Below are 21,866 nucleotides of genomic sequence, written 5' to 3'. Positions count from 1 at the left end.
ACTTCTATTCCTAATTTCATTCAGAATAGTCACATTTAACACTCCTACTTTCTCCTCTCAATTTGAATGAAAGATATAACCACAAATATAATAATTACTAATATGATAAACATGATAAGTACATATAGCCATTCGATATGAAATAAAATCTTCACCATAAAAAACTAACATACTATACCTATGAAAAGGAACACAATCGCAGATTGTCTATAATGCAAATCTTTATTCATCTTGGCTCGCTCTTCTTTAGATGTATATAAATATTCATTGTTAAACAAAAAACCTTTTCCTTTGAATTGATAACAGCAAATAATAAAGGCACATAGAGATAGAATAAGCAGAATTATAAATGTTGTAGTTTCTTCTGTATTCATTGCAACCGCCCTCTTTGTATAAATCGAACTTTTAACTATTTCTTAATTTTCATTTTTCATCTAACGTACTATAATTCATATCTTGTGCCATGTGATAGTAGCACTCCATCCGTTAATTCTATACATAATATTATGGTATTTTCATCATCAAAATCATTATGTCCATTCCCTATCCATTCAGCGAAAACAACGTTTAGTTTTTCCGCAATCTCTTGATTCTCTCTCTTTTTATAATAACCTAAGTTACTTCCTTTTCCATGAGCCGTAAACCATTCTCCAGATATCGCAACGATCGAGTTCTTCTCTATCTGTTGCATTTTGTTAGAAAGTGCATACGTAATAACATAGAATGCACCATCTTCATAATATGCATTTACACTTCGTACATAAGGCTTTTCATTATCTATCGTTGCGAGCGCAAGAATTGTATCTTTACCAAAACGTTCTTTCATTATTTCTTCAATTTGTTGTGCGAATTTTTTCATAAAATCCATCCCCTATTCTTTCGTATTGATGCGTTGCTAAACTACGATTATTGAACTTAGTTAAACCATAAAAAGAAAAATTAATCTTGTAAAACGTTCTTGATTACCTTTGATAATTCGTTTGAATTTTCAACCATTATCACATGGGTCCAAATGATGACACATACTTTTTGCACAGTTCACACCTTAGAACGTAAATGGTTTCATAATACTCAACAATCCTATTTCTATTGTTTATCATATCATACTGTACTAGTTACTACAACATTGATTAAGGGGCGTAATTATAGATATCCTAACTTAATATGTATTAAAAAACCCGCATAATTACGGGCTTAAGCTCTAGATAAGCGTATAACATTTTCCACATAAACTGTATGTTACTTTTAGACATTATATCATTGGACTTATCCCAATGAAGAAATGCGTCTTTTTTGATTATGCATTCTAGCTGCAATCAAAAAATATTGAAGAACTCCTATTCCATTTTAAACTTATTCTTTATTAAACAAACTGGAATTTAATACTATTTGTTATATTCAAGTACAGTGGGAAGATTTTCCCAAAGTTCTGCCCTCGTCTTGCTTTTTCTCAATTTTTCCAATACCTCTATGTCAGGATTAGGATATACTACGAAGCAGTCAACTTCTCCCATTTCTGAACGTATGGGAAATGCAAGCTGTTCGGTTTCTATTGAAAATTGTGCATTCACACCAGGCTTATTTCCTCTTGCGTCAAGCCTTATCCATTTTTTATAATCTTTAATGTATACGCCATTTAGTCCATGATAGATTAGTACAGGAGCTGCTTCATCATCTAAAATTAACTTTTGATAACAAAAACCTGTTGCAATAGATTTATAGCGTAATAACGCAGTAAGCAAGTGAGATTTAGCAAAACAAATCCCATGACCTGCTTTTAGCACTTCCGAAGCTGTACAAGTAATTATATCTGCATTTATATCTGCCGAATGTGAAATATTATCTCTAACAAATTCATAGGCTTTCCTAATAAAATCAAGCTCATTATCTGCCTTTTCGAATAACGTATCAGCCAATTCTATAATGACTTTGTTATCATAATCAATTATACTATCATTCTTTAGATATTCGTCCATTTTATTCGAGTATAAAATTATATCCATTTTTTCTCCACCAAATTCTAATTTGTTTACCTATTTTTGCCTTACTAATTTCACGATGCTCTCCACATGAAAACTGAATGGGAACATATCGACAGGTTGAATGATATCGATAAAATAATTCTGTGCATGTAAATATTTTAAATCCCTTGCTAAAGTTGCAGGATCACAGGATACATAGATAATCTTTGCTGGATTCATTTTCACAATGCTACTAAGTGTTGCTTCATCACAACCTTTTCTTGGCGGATCTACTACCACTACATCAGGTTGTAAGCCTTGTTTCTGTAATATGTCCGCATACGTTGATGCATCATTACATACAAAATCAATGTTTTTCAGATTGTTTAAATCCGCATTCTTTTTCGCATCACGAATCGCAGCTTCTACAATCTCAACACCGATTACTTTTTTAGCTTTTTGCGCAAGGAACATAGAGATAGTTCCAACTCCACAATATAAGTCTATGATTGTTTCATTTCCCTTTAAATCACAAAATTCTAAAGCCTTACCATAGAGAACTTCTGTTTGTTTTGGATTCACTTGGTAAAAGGATTTGGAAGAGATATGAAATTTTAGATCATGTATTTTATCAGTAATCGTTGGTTCTCCAAATAGAAGGGTTTCTCTCTCCCCTAGGATTACATTATCTTCTCGTGTGTTTAAATTGAGTACTACACTCTTAATGTAAGGGAGTGCATCACATAGGTCTTTGCACATTTCTTTTTGATGTGGGAAATCCTTTGCACGTACAATCCATACAACCATAACTTCACCTGTCGCAAACCCATCCTTAATTAAAAGATGACGGAAGTATTTTGCATTTTGATATTTACTTAAGAGTGTACGCATTTCTTTTAATACTTCATTGATGCGTTCACTTTGAATCATACAAGTGTCTGTATCTACGATCGTATTACTATTAATACGATAAAACCCAGTAAGTACCTTGTTGTCAACACACCCAACTGGAACTTGGCCTTTGTTACGGTAATTGCTGTAATGTTTCATTCCTAGTACGTCGTTTACAGCTGTATCTACTTTCGCAATACGTGTGATGACATCTTGTACCTTTTGTTTTTTATATTGCAATTGTTCTTTATAGGACATATGTTGAAGTTGGCATCCACCACATTGTTTCGCAATAGGGCATAATGGTGTTACACGCTCTTCACTTTTCTTAAGGATGCGCCAAAGTTTACCAAAACCATATGTCTTCTTCGCCATAGTGACAATGATTTCTCCTGTTTCCCCTTTGCACATACCTTTTACAAACAAAGGAAATCCATCTACTTTGACAACACCATTTCCATCATGTGTATATCCACTACATTCCGCAATTACTTTATCATTCTTTTTCATATTCTCACCTCTGAATAAAAAAGGGCTTATTGCCCTTTTTCTGCGTTTGCTTGTTCTTCCAACAGTTTCTTCGCAACTTCCTCATTCTTTGCAGTTGTTGGAACGGAAACATTTGGCTCTGATGCTGCTGCAGTCTTTGTCTTAATCATAAATATTTGACCATCCGCGGATTTTGTTTCATCAGGGATATAGTTATATACATTAATTTCCACATCATACATCTTTGTTGATTTTTTATTGTTTGTGAAATACGTATCGATTGGTAGAATACTATTCACACTATCGTATGCTTGATTCATAATGCTTGTAATTGTATCTGCACTCGCATCATCTGCTGTATCAATATTCACGCGTAATGTTGCGCTGATTAAATTGATTTCTATTTTCTCAGTACCATCAATTTTTAAAGCTGTCCTTAACTCACTTAATTGTTTCTCGGTAATCGCAGGATTCAATGAATCTTCAAAGCGATCTCCAACGGTTGGTTTTCCAGCATTATCTTTTGCGCCAAAATAAATATAAATCAGTAAAACAAGTGGGATTAGAATTACAATTCCCGCTACAGTATATAATATTTTACTGCTCTTACTAAGGTTTTTCAATTTACTCATAATTGCACTCCTAACACTTATTTATTACGTATGAAATTAGTATAACACATTATTTAGTATAACACAAAACATGGAAAAATAAAGTTTCTTCATCTTACGATTTTGTGAACTTAACGCTTTTTCAACTCTTCTTGAATCATTTTATTCGTCATCGCAGGATTTGCTTGTCCCTTAGATGCTTTCATAACCTGACCTACCAAGAAACCAACGGCACGATCTTTTCCGTTTTTAAAGTCTTCAATGGATTGAGGATTACTATCGAGCACACTCGTAATAATGTCCAATAACTGAGAAGAATCACTCATTTGCTTCATGCCTTTTTCTTCTACTACTGTTTTTGGGTCTTTCCCCTTCATGATTTCTTCAAATACTTCTTTCGCTTGTTTACCTGATATTTCCCCTTTATCTACCATATTAATCATATCTGCTAGATGTTGGGCTTTACAAGGATTATCCACGATTTTGATATTATCTTTGTTTAAGGCAGCAACAACTTCAACGATAACCCAGTTTGCTGCTTTCTTATAGTTGTCTGTGAATTTCACAACTTCATCAAAGAAATCAGAAAGTTCACGATTGGCAACCAATACATCTGCATCGTAATCATTTAGACCGAAAGATTCTTGATAACGTGCTTTACGCTCATCCGGTAATTCCAACATCGTGGATTGTATTTCTTTGATCCAATCATCTGCTATACGAATCGGAGGAATGTTTGGTTCTGGAAAGAACTTGTAGTCAACATCGCCTTCTTTTTTACGCATTAGGATAGTCGTCTTTTGTGTTTCATCATAACGACGCGTTGATTGTATTACTTTTTCTCCATTTTCTAATACTGCAGTTTGACGCTCTACTTCTGCATCAATTGCTTTTTGAACATTGGAGATAGAGTTCAAGTTTTTCACTTCTGTTTTTGTACCAAATACATCACTACCAACTGGTCGTATGGATACATTGACATCACAACGCATACTTCCTTCTTCCATTTTTACATCACTTACGCCTAGATAATATAACATTGTTCTTAATTTTTCTACGTAAGCCGCAGCTTCTGCGCCACTTCTAATATCTGGTTCACTTACAATTTCTATAAGAGGTGTCCCTGCACGATTAAAGTCGATAAGAGTTCCTGCATCAGAGTGAAACTGTTTTGCAGTATCTTCTTCCATGTGCATACGATTGATTCGAATTTCTTTTTTTCCTTGTTCTGTTTCTATGGTGATGCTTCCACCTGATCCAATAGGATGAAATTGTTGTGTAATCTGGAATCCTTTTGGTAAATCTGAATAGTAATAGTTTTTACGATCAAATTTTACAAGTGGATCAATTTCACAATGCAAGGCTGTTGCGGCTAAAATAGCCAAACGTAACGCTTCTTTATTTACACAAGGTAATGTACCTGGGTGTCCTAAATCGATTTCATTTACACAAGTGTTCGCAACTTCTCCGAAAGATGTTGGAGCGGAAGAGAACATTTTTGTCTTTGTCTTTAATTCACAGTGGATTTCAATCCCAATGACTGTTTCGTATTTCATTCGTCTACCTCCACATCGTTTCCTACTAGTCCTGTTTCTTCTTCAATTGCACTACCAATATTGAACAATGTTTGTTCATCGAATGCTTTTGAAGTCATATTAATACCAATTGGCATACCTTCTACAAATCCAGTTGGTATAGTGATACTTGGGTATCCACTAAAGTTACCAAGAACCATATGATTTTCTGTAACTAAAGCATTTGAATCTAAGGATGCATCTTTGCTCGCTTCACTCAGTGGCGCAATATCTCCACTAGCACTCGCAATGATAACGTCGTAAGAGTTTAATACTTTGTTTACCTCTTCTACAATTAAGCGTCTAACTTTTTGTGCTTTACGGAATATTTTATCCTGATTTTCTGCGAATAAGGAATAACTTCCAATGACAAAGCGTTTACGAACATAAGATGAAAACCCGTTGGTACGAGAATGAATCATCACATCTTCTACGCTTTCACCATCTTCACGCATTCCAAAACGAATACCATCTAAATTAGAATGATTCGCTGTTGCCTCTGCATTTGAAATAATGAAATACGTTGGCAATAGTGCTCTCATCAGTTTATCGTCCATATTCACACGTTCTACGATAGCTCCACGTGCTTTTAGTTTATCCATCAAATCATCAAAATTTTCTTGAATTTCTTTACGTACTCCAGCTTGTACATTATCTAGAATCGCAATCTTTTTTCCCTTGATATCTGCGTTGATATTTGCACTATAGTTTTCCACTTCTTTATAAGAGCTTGTCATATCACGATCATCACGTCCTGCAAGTACTTCTAAAGCAACTGCCGCATCTTTCATAGATGTAGTAAAATACCCTACATGATCAAGGCTAGATGCATAAGGAATGATACCATAACGAGAAATTCTACCATACGTAGGTTTCATCCCAATGATTCCATTATATGCAGCAGGTTTACGAATACTATCTCCAGTGTCAGTTCCAATAGCTAACGGTGTAGCTCCACTTGCGACTAGTACTGCACTACCTCCACTAGAACCTCCTGAAATACGAGTCGTATCCCAGGGATTGTTTACTTTTCCAGTATAAGCATTCTTATTAGTACCACCCATACCTAATTCATCCATACTTGCTTTCGCCACAAAGATTGCTCCAGCAGCCTTTAATTTATCTACGATATGTGCATTATAAATAGGCACGTAATTGTTTAATATACGTGATGATGCAGTGGTTGGTATTCCTGCTGTATTGATGTTATCTTTTAATACCACAGGTACTCCATACAATAAAGCATCCTTATCTATAGAGTCTAATTCTTTTATTTGTTCTTGTGTATCGATAAAGTTCACAACTGCATTCAGGTTTGGTTGAGATGCCTTCATGTGTTCGATACTTTTTGCGATACGCTCATTCACATTCAATTTATTTGCTGTTTTAATATCCATCTTACTTCACCACCTTAGGTACATGTACATGTCCTGCTTTTACGCTCTTCACATTTGCCAATGCATCTTCTTGTGAAATTACGCGATCCACTTCATCACTGCGTAAAAATGATGTTTCTAATTCAAAAGGATATACCATTTCCTCTACCCCATCTGTTGGAATTTCATTCAACACATCAATTTGATCTAACAATTCTTTGAACTCTTCTTTTAATTCTTCTGCTTCTTGATCATTGATATCAAACATGATACCATTTGCCAGTTTTTTAAAATACTCTGTACTAAAGTTTTCCATTCGTTGCCTCCTTATACTAATGTAATTACAGTTGTGCTACTTGAACCTTTTTCTCTTTTGATAACTGCCGCATGAGTAGTATCACTACTTATATCCACTGTGATTTCAAAGTTTGTCGCAAATAAGGACAACTTATCATTGATCATCTGTATTGCGGATTTCACTTCTCCACTGCTTCGTGCATGCAAGGTAACAGTGATTTCTAATTTATCGATCGCATTATTCAAATAATGCCCTTTTCCTACAATGGCTACATCATATGGCATCTTATCTTTAAATGCAGCTTTAAAGCGTGAAAAGCTTGTTGCCGTTGTTCCATCTAAAGTAGTTGCAGCCTCTGTTGGAAATAATACCCATTGTTCATTGATAGATTGGAAAGTTCCATCTACCTTTGATTTATAATATACATCGCTAAAGAAAGAGCCAGGCAATGTCTCATCAGTAGAAGAGGTATTGTATAATACTACATAAATTGGTAGATTTTGTCCAACTGCAGGAACTTTCTTACGCAAATATTCTACAGTTTTTCGTGCAGTTTCTTCTGCATAAATTTGAAGTTTTTCTTTTTTCACAGTAGAGGGATTAATCGCATCTCCAATTTTATCATTCAATACGAATGCTAAAGATATGCCTTTAATTTCATCTCCTTTATACCAATCAAATTCATATATATCCAATAACAATACATCAGTACTATCAATTTCTATTTCTCCACCATCTTCTACAGGGAAAGAAGTCCCCACCACTGGATTCATACCATATGGATTATCTTCTTTGTTGAATCTTCCTAATAACCCCGATCCTCCAGAATATGCATCCAAAGTATCATAATCTAAGTATTCACTTTCACGAAATGTATACGTATCTGGTGAGAAGTGTTCCTTGCTAAGTTCCATCAATTGATTTCCAATATTAAATGTTTGTGTTAAATCGGTGGATACACTTGCGTGCTTTTGTGCTGCATCACTTGGTTGATATGGCATATAAGAGGCATAATCATTCTCATTTACCGCTTTTAATGTTTCTCCTTTTTTACTCTCTGTGTCATCTTTACAGCCCCCTATTACGAATAGGGAAGCGCACATCAGTAAACAACCTAAGGTTTTTACTTTATTCTTCATTACCTTTCACCTCTTTCATAAAGGTTTCCTCATCCATCGTTAAAATATTCAATTCTCTTGCCTTCGTAAGCTTACTGCCCGCAGATTCTCCATATATAACAATATCTGTCTTCTTTGAAACAGAGCCACTCACATTCGCTCCTAATGATTCTAACATATCTTTGGCATCATTTCTCGTTAATTGTGTCAAAGTTCCTGTTAATACCACAGTTTTATTTGTAAAAATACTTTCACGCACTTCTTCTTTTTCACTATCCATACGTAAACCATATTCTTTTAAGTGTTGAATGAGCTCTATGTTTTGGGGTTGAGCAAAGAAAGCAACAATGCTTTGTGCGGTTATTTCACCAATATCTTTGATAATTTTAAGTTCTTCTATAGAGGCACTCATCAATGCATCAATGTGTAAGAAGCGCTTTGCTAGAATCTTCGCAGCTTTCTTTCCAACTTGTCGAATTCCTAAACCATAAATCATATCTTCAAGAGGATTATTTTTGCTTAGTTCTATCGCATCTACCATTTTCTGATAGGATTTTTCTTGGAATCCTTCCATTTGTAAAATATCTTCTTTATGGTCCTTTAAATGATATATATCTTCGATTGTATTTAACAAACCTTGTTTATGAAAAAATTCTATTTTCTTATCACCCAAGGTATCTATATTCATGGCGTCTCTAGATGCGAAATGAATCATACTCTCCACAACTCTTGCGGGACAATCTTGATTAATACAATAATGGGCAGATTCTTCTGGAAAACGCACCAACGCACTGTCACAAATTGGACAATGGGTTGGAAAATGATAGACACCTTGTGTGCCATCTCGTCTTTCAATGAGTGGACGCACAACTTCGGGAATGATATCTCCGGCTTTACGTACAACTACATCATCATGAATACGTATATCTTTTTCTTTAATCATATCTTCATTATGTAACTGCGCTGCACTTACGGTTGTACCAGCCACTCGAACAGGTTCCAACACTGCATTGGGTGTAATTCTACCTGTTCTTCCTACGGTAACTACAATATCTAATAATTTTGTAATCACTTCTTCTGCAGGAAATTTATAGGCGATGGCATAACGTGGAACTTTCACTGTTGTACCTAAGGTACTCCATGAAGAAATATCATTTACTTTAATAACCATTCCATCAATTTCATAAGGTAGTGTATTTCGTTGTTCACTCATTTCTTGAATAAACTCCCATACTTCTTCAATGGTAGAAGTTACTTTACGTAGTGGATTTACTTTGATGTGCATCTTTTCCATGGTTTTAAGTGCTTCTTCATGACTTTGAATACCAAAGCTTAACGCATCTTCAAAGTAATAAAGATAGGCGTCTAATTTTCGACTTGCGGCAATGGAACTATCCAACTGTCGAATACTTCCTGCAGCGGCATTTCTTGGGTTCGCAAAGAGTTCTTCACCCTTTTTTTCTCGTTCTATATTTAATGCCTCAAAGCTACTCTTAGGCATATACACTTCACCACGAACTTCAACATCTCCCATGATATCAATATGCATTGGAATAGAAGGAATTGTACGTACATTGGAACTTACATCTTCTCCAATCACTCCATCCCCTCGCGTTAATGCTTGTACGAAACGCCCATCATGGTAGTGTAAAGAAATTGCTAATCCATCCATCTTTAATTCCACAACATATTCCACATGTGGCACAACTGCACGTACACGTTCATCAAACGCCTTTAAATCTTCGAAGTTAAACGCATTTCCTAACGATAACATTTGACTCTTATGTGGTACCTTAACAAAACCATCAAGGACTACTCCACCTACTCGTTGTGTAATACTGTTAGGGTCTTGATATTGTGGAAATTCTTCTTCTAGTTGAACCAATTCTTGATAATAACGATCATATTCTTGATCATTTACACTTGGTTTATCTAATACGTAATATTCATAGGCAAAACGATCTAATATTCTGCGTAATTCTAAAATTCTTTGTTGACTCATAGAGACCTCCTATTTTTTTGTTAGGGAAGGATGACTGGTAACAATTTTTCGTATTCCATATTTTTTATCAAAAGCAATGACTGCTAAATCATCTTCCAGTTTAATAACTACACCATCACCGAATATCTCGTGTGTAACTAAATCCCCTTTACGTATTTTACCCTTTTTCTTAACAGGTATATCCTCTTGTGTATCTTCTTTTGAAACTTGTGGCTTTTGCGTGTGGAATTTTTGCGTAGTATCTCTTTGGAAAGTTGTACTTTGTGATATAAAATCACTTCCACTAAAGGTATCCACATCGGATGAAAAAGTATTCTTTGGTTTTGCGCCTACATCCAACATACAATCTTCTGGTATTTCCTTGATAAAGCGTGATGTTGTTTTTAACTTATCAAGTACATAACTATACCCATAAGAATCCGACAAGTATAATTGTTTTTTCGCACGTGTAAAAGCAACATATGCAAGTCTTCGCTCTTCTTCTAATGCTTCATGTCCACCTTCCGCAATGGACTTTTCATTTGGAAAAATTCCTTCGCATAAGCTGTATACAAATACATTATCAAACTCTAATCCCTTTGCGGCATGAATGGTCATCAATTGTACGAATTGTCCATCACTTAAATCTTCTTTGTCTGTATATAAGGATATCTCCTGAAGATAGTCATTCAATGTACCTTCTGGATTTGTTTCCACATAGTTGGAAATATCTGATATAAGTTCCTTTATATTTTCTAAACGTTCGATTTCTTTATCTTCACGAAGCATCTCTAAATATCCGCTGTCTTCTAATACCTTTGTCAATAATTGATCAATGCTTATCGCTTCATTTATAGCACGACATTCTTCAATTACTCGTACAAATTCTAGAATGCTTTGTTTTGCTTTCCCTTTTCCAATATCTGCACTCTTTAAGATTTCATACATATTTGTATCTTGTCGCAATGCTTCTTCTTCAATGGTTTCAATTGATTTTGCGCCAATGCCTCGCTTTGGTGAATTGATAACCCGTTTTACTGCTAAATTTTTATATAATTCTTTTTCATCGTCTTCCGTTTTAGGTGCTAATAACCTTAGGTAACTCAAAGCATCCTTTATTTCCGCTCGATCATAGAAACGAATGCCTCCATAAATACGATATGGAATATGGAAATCCAAGAGTGCTTTTTCTAGTGCTCTTGAAAGGTAATTGGAACGATATAAAATTGCCATATCATGATAGTTCACACCATTATGGTTCATCGTAAGAATCTTACTAGCTACCCATACTGGTTCATTATAGTCATCCATCGCAGTAAAATGTATAATTTTATCGTCACTTTCAATTTGTGTAAATAAATCTTTATCAATACGATTTTTATTATTCTTAATCAATGCGTTCGCAGCGTTCAAGATTGGTTGTGTAGAACGATAGTTTTCATTTAAAACAACTGTCCTACTATTTGGAAAGTCTTTTTCAAAATTCATAATGATGTCTACTTGGGCACCACGCCATGTATAGATGGTTTGATCGGGATCTCCTACAACACATAAATAGCTGTCTTCTTTTACCAACAACTTGATAATATTGTATTGTAAAGCATCCACATCCTGAAACTCATCTACATGCAGATAGGAAAAACGACGTTGCCATTTTGCGCGTACTTCTTCATTTCCATTTAAAATACGATACGCAAAAATCAAAAGATCATCAAAGTCTAGTGCATACATTTCTTTGAGACGCTTCTCATAGAACGCATATACATCGGCCTTAATCTTCTCTCCCTCCCAATGTCCTGCGCTTGCTTTCGCCATCGTTGCGTCTATAAAATTAGTTTTATTCGCACTAATATAACCTAACATACTATTATAACTATATGACTTAACTTCTATATGTAGTTGTTTATACGCATCTTTTAAAATACTTTTTTGATCATCTGAATCAAGAATTGTAAAGTTGCGGGGATAGCCTAATGTTAAAATATCTTCACGAAGAAGACGTACACAAAAAGAGTGAATCGTCGATATATTGACCGCATGTGCAATATCCCCAAGGAATGCTTCTACACGTTCCTTCATTTCTTTGGCAGCCTTATTTGTAAAGGTGATTGCCAGAACTTTATTCGGGTAAATATGACATTCTTCAATCAGGTATGCGATTCTGGTCGTTACTACTCTTGTCTTACCACTACCTGCTCCTGCGATGATGCGCAAATGCTGATTTGTACATGTAACTGCCTCTAATTGATGCTTATTTAATTTATCTAAAAACGACACAAAATCACCTCTACGTTATTGTAACATAAACACCATTAACACGCTATTATTTAATGGCATTGTTAAGCTATAAAAACCTATTTACTCTTTATGACAACGAAAACATTAAGATATTATTTTTTCGCAATAAAATCATTTCAAATATAAAAATTCTTATTTACATTGTTTAAATCTTCGTATGAATTATTCTAAAACTATCATTAAATTTACTTCATATGTAAATCTATAATTTATACATTATTCCATTTATCCTTAAATATGAATATTAATAAAAATCTATAAAATTTTGTGAAGTATATACATTCTAGGAGTTAATTAGTCCCCATTTAAAACTATAATAAAATTTTCTTCCTCTATTTTATTATAGTAAATATAGTAAACAGTTTAATTCAGCAGTATTTTGTATAGGAAAATAATACCAAAGTTATCAAATCGTTTTTAATCAGATAACTTTTAAGACAATTTCAAATTAAAATTCAATTAAATCGTACCGTTTTTAAAAAGATTATGATAAAATACCATTAGATACAATAATGGTATGTTCATCACTCTTATTTAAAAATCTTACATATTCTTAGTAAGCGTTGCAATAATTATGAGTCTACTATTATCTTGCAAAAAATTTTCGATTAAAGCAAATAAGACATAGAAAACCATTAAATATAGGTTTTGAATACTAGTGCTACATCCCGCCCATATGTATATATTCGTATTGGGGAATTTAGTAAACACATCTATAGATGTTTACATATATCATTTACAGGAGGGTAATGAAATGAAAAAATTATTAACAGCATTTTTTTGTGCAACTATGGTTTTTGGATTAACTGGTTGTGGAGCATCAAGGGAGCCTTTGGACACTGAAGGTGTTAAGAAAAATTTAAGCAACGCTGGTTTCAAATTCACGTGCGTAACTTCGGATGGGGACTATGGGTGCTTATTCAGTGATGGAGATAAAGATTTTATGTATATGGAGCTTTTTGGAGTTGTCTATCACACGGATGATAATGCTTACTCAATAGAAAATAAAAAAATGATTGATGGTGATGGTGATGAAACAAAACTTAAAGAAGAATATACAAAAATTTTAAAAGATGCAGATGTTAAGGAAGAGGAATTAATATCTTCAATCAAATCAGAATTCAAGAGCTATAAAACCAAAGCTGATAAAGAAAAGGAAGAAGCAGAGAATAAAGAATATAAAGCAGGAGAACGAGCTTCTATTGAAAGTAATGGGGAAGAAATCGCTGCAATTACATTCAATTCTGCAACTGCAACAGATGAAAGAAACCGTTTTGATGATAGTGGCGCTCAACAAGTCGTGATGCTAAACTATACAATTGAAAATATCAATTCTGAAGATTCTTTATATCTAAGCAGTGTTTCAATGACTGTTATTGGAGATGATGGATCTACCGCAAGTACATATCCTGTATCTGGTGAATATGCGCAAAGATGCCCTAAAGGTGCTAAATCAACTGGTGATGAAGCATATGGATTCAAAACGCCAACCACAAAAGCAAAAGTTATCGTTGAAATGTATATTAATTCAGAAAAAGTCACAAGAACATTTCATTTAGATGTACACTAATATTATAACTTTATCAAAATATATGAACCACCTGAATTTTGAATAAAGAAAAGTCCCTAATGAAGGGGCTTTTCTTTATTCTGCTTATTTGCATTACCAAATATTTGATTATTTATAAAACAAAAATATTAAACTTTATAAAATCAATACGTTTTGACAAATGTAAGAATTTCTTCATTATATATACCGCCACCTTGTGAAAGTTGTTTGTTTCCTCCACCTCTTAGACGATACTTCTCTGAAATTTCTTTGAATGTCTTTTCTGAGTCAAAAGCCAATTCTTTATTGCTCGCAACCACGACATGAACATTATCATATACCTTCGCAACAAAAATAACTGCTTTTTTATAATTATTAGTAATAAATTGTGCCATTGCTGCTAAAGATTTGACATCGATATCATCAAAACCTTGTACGATAACTTCTTCATCACTCTCTGCTAGTTCACGACCAAACATTTCATAATATTTTTGTTTCCATACAACCACATCTCTATTCAGCTGTTTATTCTCATTGATGATGCGATTTACTCCCGTACCAACGTATAAATGAGGAACTGCTAATGTACGACTCACTTCATCTAATACTTGATAACGGCGACTTACACAATCCAAAAATTGATCCCCAACTAAGTATTTTACCTTATATCCATTCGTAGTTTTCTCAAACCCAGAAATATACAACATCTGTAAGTAACGAAGAGAAGGTACATGAAGACATCCGCAAAGATTATAATCCAATGCCCCAATACGCACAACTCTTACATCATCACGATTTACATCCCCTTTTATCGCCAGTCTTTTTGCTTCACTTGGGGTTGGATACTGTACAGTAACTTCTAAATCATCACGAATCAATCCATTACATAATACCTGTAATTCAAATGCCATTTTATCTGTAAATTCTTCAAAATCAAATTCAATATCATTTTCATCATCGCCAGTATGATGAGCTAATGTGTTTACCTTATACACATTCCCCAAAACCGCACTGATTAAATGCTGTGCTGTATGCACTTGGCATTTACGGAAACGCTCATGAAGATTGACACTCATAAATACATTGCCTTCTAATTCCACATCCAACAAGTGCCACAAATACCCATCTTTATACTTTAAATCAAGTACCATGTGTTCATTGATCATGCCAATGTCACTCGCCATTCCACCGCCTTCTTTATAAAAGATAGTGTCCTTGCACGCATGCCAATAACAACCGTTTTCTTCTTCTACTTTTACAACCTTTGTACTAAGTTCCGTAGTGAAACAATTATCATACAATTTATTTGTCATGTCTGTATCCTCCTCTACAGTATATTTTCTTCTATTTTACCATAGTTTCTTCCTTTTTTATCATCAAACTCATTTATATACTATGTGAAATCATGTTATAATAGTATCCAATGACAGGAGTGAATAGTATGAATCAAGTAGCGAGCAATTGGAAAGATTATGAATGCCTTGACGGAGGCAATGGTGAAAAGTTAGAAAGATGGAAGGATATCATTTTAAGACGACCTGATCCAGCGGTTATTTGGCCAATTGATGAGGTTGACAATGATTGGAAAAACCCACATGCACATTACCATCGTTCCAAAAGTGGTGGTGGTCAATGGGAATATAAAAAGAAATTTAAAGAAAGCTGGACTATCTCTTACAAAGAGCTTCGCTTCAAAGTATCTCCTACTGGATTTAAGCATACTGGTTTATTTCCTGAACAAGCTGCGAACTGGGATTTCATGATGGATAAGATTGAACATGCCAATCGAGAAATTCGTGTATTGAATTTATTTGCCTATACAGGTGGTGCAACTATGGCTTGTGCATATGCAGGGGCAAGTGAAGTTGTACACGTAGATGCTAGTAAGGGTATGGTTTCTTGGGCAAAAGAAAACATGGAACTCTCCCATCTAGAAGATAAAAAAATACGTTTTATTGTAGATGATGTATTAAAGTTTGTCGCAAGAGAAAAAAGACGTGGACGTACATATCACGCAATCATTATGGATCCACCAAGTTATGGAAGAGGACCTAATGGAGAAATTTGGAAGATTGAAGAACAACTATATCCACTTATATCTGCTTGTATCGATATTTTGGATGATGATCCCCTATTCTTCCTAGTAAATTCTTATACAACAGGCTTCCCTCCAACTGCTTTACAAAACTTGTTACATGCGACAATCCAAAAGAAATTTCCAAATGGAGATATCGTTGCAGGTGAAATTGGACTTCCTATTACAAAATCAAACACGGTTTTACCTTGTGGAATTTATGGTAAATGGGTATCCAACAAATAAGATAAGAAAGAACTAGCAAAATCGCTAGTTCTTTTCATATACATCCTTATTTCAAATAAGCTTCCCAAATTTCTAATTCTCTTTGTGCACTCTCATGGGAATCAGAGGCATGTATAACATTGTTTACCAAGCGTACTCCTGCAGTTGCCTTATCATAGTTATCATCACTATATAAATGGCGAATCGTTCCCTCTGCAGCATCTTGTGGATTTGTTTTTCCCACAAGCGCTCTACTATATTCGATGATATCCTCGCTTCCATCATATGCAATTTCCATTGGCATAATATGATGTGGACCCTCATAATAAAATGAATTAAACAATTTTCCTGGGAAATTAAATCCCTTACCCATAGAATCGATCACACCAGAATAGTGTTCCATCAAAGTCTTCATAATTTCCATATTAACTTCTAGTTTTTGTCCCCTTACAATATGTAAGCCTGCTTTTTCTAAATCATTGAGTACGGATTGTGCATTATTAGAAGCAAAAGCATCTGGTTTTAACATCATAAATGTTTTCTGTGTCATAATATTTCTCCTTATCTGACAAGTTCATCACTTTTTTGAATATGCTCGACGATTTGTGAAATGATTTCCACACGATTGAATGGCGTAATTAAATAATATCCATCCACAATCCCCATAAGCTGATCCACCATATCGCAAGACAGGGATACCGCAAGTTCACTTGCTTCTTCTCTTGTCTTTCCCTCATACATTGCAATATAGCTTTCATCTACATCAATTCCAGAAATCTCATTGTTCATATAGACTGCATTTCGATGGGATACAACTGGAATGATCCCCCCTAAGATTTTCCCTTTCAACTCTTGTTTGGCTACCTTTATATTTTCTAGCGCTCTTTTTGATAGCACGGGTTGGGTCATAAATACATCTACTCCATGTTCTTCTTTACGCTTTGCCTTCGCAAGCTCTTGTGCAAAATTTGTGGCATTTACATTTAGTGCGCCATAAATCAAGAATGGATGAGGAAAGATGGTATCATTTAAGTCTTTAATATAACTTGCTAATATTTGAGAATTAAAACTAAATACACCCTTTACCTCTGCACGATCTGCACTAGGAACTGGATCTCCTGTAACTACAAGTACATTATGTATTCCCTCAATACCTAAACCATACAACAATGCCTTAGTCGCATTAATATTACGATCTCTGCATGTCATATGTGGTATGACTGTCATATTCATTTCTCTTCGTAATTTTGCGGCTAACATGGAACTATCAACACGTGCACGTGCAATGGGACAATCCGCAATGGTAATCGCATCAATACCTTGTTCACGCAAATATTCTGCGTTATTCATAAACTTTTCAATATCACAATTATTAGGAGGATCAAATTCAACCGCTATAATATGTTTCCCTTTTTTCATCTTCTCATGTAAGGGATTTAGTTCTTGTGTCATTTTCACCATTGGTTCATTTGAACTTGAAACTTGACTACGTGCTTCGCTATGATGCTTAAGCAGTTGCGCAATCTTTTCAATATACACAGGTGTTGTACCACAACATCCCCCAATAATACTCGCCCCATCTTCTACAATCGCTTGCATTTCATTCGCAAAATATGTACTACTATCTCTGAAATAAGTACGATTTGCCATAATGGTAGGATAACCTGCATTTGGCATAATTAAGATTGGCTTACTACGATCTAGTGTTTGTAACAGTCTACGTAAATGCATAGGACCACATACACAGTTGTATCCATAAGCATCTACATGTTCGCACTCCACCATATTTTTTATCAATTTATTTCCTGATAAACCTTGTTGCGTATATCCATCTGCACTCACCGCAAAGGATGTAATAATCTTACTGTATTCACATTGTGTCTTTATATACTGTGCAATTTCTTTTAAACCTTTATCATTTGGAAAAGTTTCAAATAGGAAATGGGTTGCCCCTTCCTTCAAAAAGATATCTACAATAACTTTCAATTGTTCAAACATCGAAAACTGTTTCTGTTCAAGACAAGGTCCTATATCCGCAAACACTTTACAATCATGTCCCTTTACAGCTTCCTTTGCCAATCGATATCCTTCAATGATAATGTTTTGTATTTCTTCCATACTGCATTCTAATTTGGCTGGATTCGCATTAAACGTATTTGTTTTTATTGCTTGGGCACCTGCACGAATATATTCTTGATGAATCTCTAGAACACGTTGTGGATACTTTATGTTTGCGAGTTCACAGTTGATATCTCCATCATATAAAGACGCATAATAGGTTCCAAATGCACCATCAAACAAGAATCCATCTTTATCTTTTATCATCCAAACACCTCCTTCGCAATGTCTGCACTTTCCTTCGCATCTTTTGCGTAATAATCTGCATGTATCTCCTGTGCATATTCCTCACTAACAACAGCACCACCTACCATGATTTTACAATCATGCCCCGCTTGATGAAGTGCCTCTATAGTATCCTTCATTGCAGGCAAGGTAGTTGTCATCAACGCGCTAAGACCTATCAAATAGACTTGTTCTTTTATTGCCGTTTCCACCACTTTTTCGATAGGTACATCTTTACCTAAATCAATCACATCATATCCATAATTCTCTAGAACAACTTTTACGATATTCTTTCCAATATCATGTACATCCCCTTTTACAGTAGCCAAAATGATTTTTCCTTTGGATATCGTCTTTTCCCCTTTTGCGGACATGAACTTCTTAATCTCTTCAAATGCCATCTGGGATGCGGTTGCGGCATTGATTAACTGAGGCAAATAAATCTCCTTCTTTTCATATCGTTTTCCAACAATATCCAAAGCAGGAATCAAGTAATGATCAACAATATGTAATGCAGTTTCCTTTTGTAAGAGTTCAATTGTCATCTTCCTTGTCTCTTCTTTTAATCCACGTCCGATTGCCTCTTGAATACTCATATGCTCGCTTTGTACAACTTGGGTTGTTTCTTTCGCTTCACTATAATGTGCAATATATTTTTCTGAATGTTGATCGATTCCATATAATACTCGATATGCACGAACCGCATCCATCATAGCTTCTTGATTAGGATTCATAATTGGCATATTCAATCCGGATTGCATTGCCATAGTTAAAAAGTTTTGGTTTAACACCATACGTCTAGGCAATCCAAAAGAAATATTAGATACCCCCAACACGGTATGTACGCCAAGTTCATCACGTATTCGCTCAAGTGTAGAAAGTGTTTGTAGTGCACCTTCTTGTTGTGCAGATACAGTCAGTGTTAAACAATCTAAAAATACTCTGTTCTTTTCAATGCCATATGATTTTGCAACTTCGATAATACGTTTTCCAACTTCAAAACGTCCATCGACTTGTTCAGGTATTCCTTGTTCATCCATTGTTAACCCAACAACATTCGCACCATACTTCTTGATAGAAGGAAGAATACGTTCCATAACTTCCATTTCTCCATTGATGGAGTTCACAATTGGTACACCATTATAAACTCTAAGTGCCGCTTCAATTACTTCTGGATTTGTAGAATCGATTTGTAATGGTAAATCTACAATGGTTTGAAGTTCTTTAATTACCGCAACCATCATGGCCAGCTCATCAATACCAGGCAATCCCACGTTAACATCTAAAATATCTGCCCCTGCATTTACTTGTTCCATCGCAATGGACAACACGGTATCTAAATCATGTTCCAGCAATGCCTGTTTCATTCGCTTGTTTCCAGTTGGATTGATTCTTTCTCCAATGACTTGAACATGTTGAATATCTAAACATTTCGTTGGTGTACATGCATACGATTTCGTATTCTCAACCATATCAAATTTTGATATCTTTAAGTGTTTCTTTAACTCTTTGATAAACTCAGGTGTTGTTCCACAACATCCTCCAACATATTGTATCGGCAAGTTTGTAAACCCTTCTAATAAAGAAGCAAACTGTGACGCATCAATATCATAGAGATTCGTCTTAGGATCAGGCAATCCTGCATTCGCCTTAATGATCAAAGGCAACGTTGTATATTGCGCCATTTCTTGAGCTATTGGTAAAATTTCAACAGGTCCTAATGAACAATTGATTCCAATTGCATCTACACCTAATCTTTGTGCAAGTAAAGCAAAACTCGCGACCGTACACCCAGTAAATGTACGATGATCCGCTTCAAAACTCATGGTCACAAAAATAGGCAAATTCGTATTCTCTTTTGCCGCCAAAATGGCTGCCTTAACTTCGTATAAATCACTCATTGTTTCAAATACAACAAGATCTGCCCCCGCTTCTTGACCAGCTAATACTTGTTCCTTAAAGATATCGTACGCTTCTTCAAAAGCTAGATAACCATTAGGTTCCAACATCTCTCCTATTGGTCCTATATCAAGTGCTACTTTCGTATGTTCTTGCGCTACAGATTTTGCCTGTAAAACAGCCGCAGAAATAACTTCTTGAACACTATATCCTGTCTTCGAAAGTTTTTTTATATTCGCCCCAAATGTATTGGTATAAATGATTTCACTTCCTGCATCGATATAAGTCTTGTGTATTTCTTTTATAATCTCAGGGTGTTGAATTCCAAAAATCTCAGGAATTTCTCCTGGTTTCAAACCTCGTGCCTGCAACATCGTTCCCATTGCCCCATCTAAAAATATAATCTCTCTAGTTTTCACTTCCACATGTTGTTCCTCCTTTACGAAATTCACATCGATCACGTAATGAACAATACCCACATCCTCTTAACATAGCAGGTTGTGGTTCATCCGCAATCCCAATAATTGCTGTCACACTTTTCATAGGATGTAAAACAGAACTCTCGTTCACATATAACCCTATTTTCTTTGATGTCTCTAAAACATTCAATAAATCCTTTTGAATAGTGATAGGCAAATCTCCATATCCACAAGAATAACGATCTGTTAGATAGTTTCCTTTTTTCTTATATTCTATTTCTAACTGCTGTTGCAACTGATCACAAACATGTTCGATAGCAGCATTCGCACAACAATCAAAGATAAGTGCTTTTCCCATGTCTACGAGTTGTAATCTTCGCATTTCTTTCTCAATGCTGATTCCTAATGTGACTGCCAACAAAAGACAATGATGACTCTTTTTTAAAAGCCTCTTAATATCGTCTCCACTTAGTACAACCTCTGCCCCTATCAGTTGTTGATTTTCCCATGCAAATTCACGATACATAAAACGAGGCATCGATAAAGCAATCACTTTTTGTTTCATATCCTCGATTTCTTTCATCATTTGTTCATCAGGCTTACTTTTTGCATTTCCTATAAAATGAAGTATCTCTTCATTTGTCAAATTCTCTAATGTAAGTTCCATAAAGACCTCCTTATGGCAGAAAGGCTTTCATCCAGCGGGAGAAAGCCATTTTTATTCTACTATATCCTACATGAACAACCTTCATGTATTCTT

At 35.0% G+C, this 21,866-nt stretch carries 18 protein-coding genes; 2 read left to right on the top strand and 16 right to left on the bottom strand.

The features are described 5' to 3' along the window. Positions 1–164 precede the first annotated feature (164 nt). The 11 genes from ACWG42_RS04895 to ACWG42_RS04845 all read right to left on the bottom strand — a co-directional run bounded on the left by ACWG42_RS04895 (position 165) and on the right by ACWG42_RS04845 (position 12,576). Positions 165–374 carry a DUF3784 domain-containing protein gene (locus ACWG42_RS04895; protein ID WP_455790498.1) on the bottom strand — a complete coding sequence of 70 codons (210 nt, stop codon included), beginning with the start codon at positions 372–374 and terminating at the stop codon, positions 165–167. A gap of 68 nt (positions 375–442) precedes the next feature. Beyond that, entirely contained in the window at positions 443–859 is a 417-nt protein-coding gene (locus ACWG42_RS04890) for a pyridoxamine 5'-phosphate oxidase family protein (RefSeq protein ID WP_455790497.1), read from the bottom strand. A 526-nt stretch (positions 860–1,385) separates the two neighbouring features. Further along, positions 1,386–2,003, bottom strand: coding sequence for a transglutaminase-like domain-containing protein (locus ACWG42_RS04885; protein ID WP_455790496.1), 618 nt, complete (start codon positions 2,001–2,003; stop codon positions 1,386–1,388). Between the two features lie 30 nt (positions 2,004–2,033). Further along, the gene (gene rlmD, locus ACWG42_RS04880; RefSeq protein ID WP_455790494.1) at positions 2,034–3,362 is read right to left on the bottom strand and encodes a 23S rRNA (uracil(1939)-C(5))-methyltransferase RlmD; all 1,329 of its coding nucleotides are present in this window, start codon (positions 3,360–3,362) and stop codon (positions 2,034–2,036) included. Between the two features lie 26 nt (positions 3,363–3,388). Next, the gene (locus tag ACWG42_RS04875) at positions 3,389–3,973 is read right to left on the bottom strand and encodes a hypothetical protein (protein WP_455790493.1); all 585 of its coding nucleotides are present in this window, start codon (positions 3,971–3,973) and stop codon (positions 3,389–3,391) included. 110 nt (positions 3,974–4,083) lie between these two features. Beyond that, positions 4,084–5,508 (bottom strand): Asp-tRNA(Asn)/Glu-tRNA(Gln) amidotransferase subunit GatB, encoded by a 1,425-nt coding sequence (gene gatB / locus ACWG42_RS04870; protein ID WP_455790491.1) that lies wholly within the window; start codon positions 5,506–5,508, stop codon positions 4,084–4,086. After that, positions 5,505–6,923, bottom strand: a complete 1,419-nt coding sequence (locus ACWG42_RS04865; protein ID WP_455790490.1) for an amidase — start codon at positions 6,921–6,923, stop codon at positions 5,505–5,507. Before ACWG42_RS04865 ends, gatB begins: the two co-directional genes overlap by 4 nt. A 1-nt stretch (position 6,924) precedes the next feature. Further along, the gene (gene gatC, locus ACWG42_RS04860; protein ID WP_455790488.1) at positions 6,925–7,218 is read right to left on the bottom strand and encodes an Asp-tRNA(Asn)/Glu-tRNA(Gln) amidotransferase subunit GatC; all 294 of its coding nucleotides are present in this window, start codon (positions 7,216–7,218) and stop codon (positions 6,925–6,927) included. An 11-nt stretch (positions 7,219–7,229) separates the two neighbouring features. Beyond that, entirely contained in the window at positions 7,230–8,339 is a 1,110-nt protein-coding gene (locus tag ACWG42_RS04855) for a CamS family sex pheromone protein (protein WP_455790486.1), read from the bottom strand. Further along, positions 8,329–10,320, bottom strand: coding sequence for an NAD-dependent DNA ligase LigA (gene ligA / locus ACWG42_RS04850; protein ID WP_455790484.1), 1,992 nt, complete (start codon positions 10,318–10,320; stop codon positions 8,329–8,331). The genes ACWG42_RS04855 and ligA overlap by 11 nt, the downstream gene beginning before the upstream one ends. A 9-nt stretch (positions 10,321–10,329) precedes the next feature. Continuing rightward, entirely contained in the window at positions 10,330–12,576 is a 2,247-nt protein-coding gene (locus ACWG42_RS04845; protein WP_455790482.1) for an ATP-dependent helicase, read from the bottom strand. 775 nt (positions 12,577–13,351) lie between these two features. Here ACWG42_RS04845 and ACWG42_RS04840 point away from each other — a divergent pair. Next, the gene (locus tag ACWG42_RS04840) at positions 13,352–14,167 is read left to right on the top strand and encodes a hypothetical protein (protein WP_455790480.1); all 816 of its coding nucleotides are present in this window, start codon (positions 13,352–13,354) and stop codon (positions 14,165–14,167) included. A gap of 143 nt (positions 14,168–14,310) precedes the next feature. On the opposite strand, the gene ACWG42_RS04835 is transcribed toward ACWG42_RS04840, so the two are convergent. Then, positions 14,311–15,459, bottom strand: coding sequence for a DHHA1 domain-containing protein (locus tag ACWG42_RS04835; RefSeq protein WP_455790478.1), 1,149 nt, complete (start codon positions 15,457–15,459; stop codon positions 14,311–14,313). A gap of 128 nt (positions 15,460–15,587) precedes the next feature. On the opposite strand from ACWG42_RS04835, the gene ACWG42_RS04830 reads away from it, so the two are divergent. Next, entirely contained in the window at positions 15,588–16,466 is an 879-nt protein-coding gene (locus ACWG42_RS04830; protein ID WP_455790477.1) for a class I SAM-dependent methyltransferase, read from the top strand. Positions 16,467–16,512: 46 nt separating this feature from the next. On the opposite strand, the gene ACWG42_RS04825 is transcribed toward ACWG42_RS04830, so the two are convergent. From ACWG42_RS04825 to ACWG42_RS04810, 4 genes are read right to left on the bottom strand one after another with little or no spacing between them, the layout of a single operon-like run. Next, positions 16,513–16,995 (bottom strand): nucleoside-diphosphate kinase, encoded by a 483-nt coding sequence (locus ACWG42_RS04825; protein WP_455790475.1) that lies wholly within the window; start codon positions 16,993–16,995, stop codon positions 16,513–16,515. 11 nt (positions 16,996–17,006) lie between these two features. Beyond that, on the bottom strand, positions 17,007–18,770 hold the full coding sequence (locus ACWG42_RS04820; protein ID WP_455790473.1) for a bifunctional homocysteine S-methyltransferase/methylenetetrahydrofolate reductase: 1,764 nt from the start codon (positions 18,768–18,770) through the stop codon (positions 17,007–17,009). After that, positions 18,767–21,112, bottom strand: a complete 2,346-nt coding sequence (locus ACWG42_RS04815; RefSeq protein WP_455790471.1) for a homocysteine S-methyltransferase family protein — start codon at positions 21,110–21,112, stop codon at positions 18,767–18,769. Before ACWG42_RS04815 ends, ACWG42_RS04820 begins: the two co-directional genes overlap by 4 nt. Beyond that, complete coding sequence (locus ACWG42_RS04810; RefSeq protein WP_455790470.1) at positions 21,096–21,773, bottom strand: vitamin B12 dependent-methionine synthase activation domain-containing protein; 678 nt, start codon at positions 21,771–21,773, stop codon at positions 21,096–21,098. Before ACWG42_RS04810 ends, ACWG42_RS04815 begins: the two co-directional genes overlap by 17 nt. Positions 21,774–21,866 lie beyond the last annotated feature (93 nt).

The sequence above is a fragment of the Amedibacillus sp. YH-ame10 genome (assembly GCF_053848885.1).
Note: the sequence above shows the minus strand (reverse complement) of the source record. Positions and strands in the feature narration are given on the sequence as shown.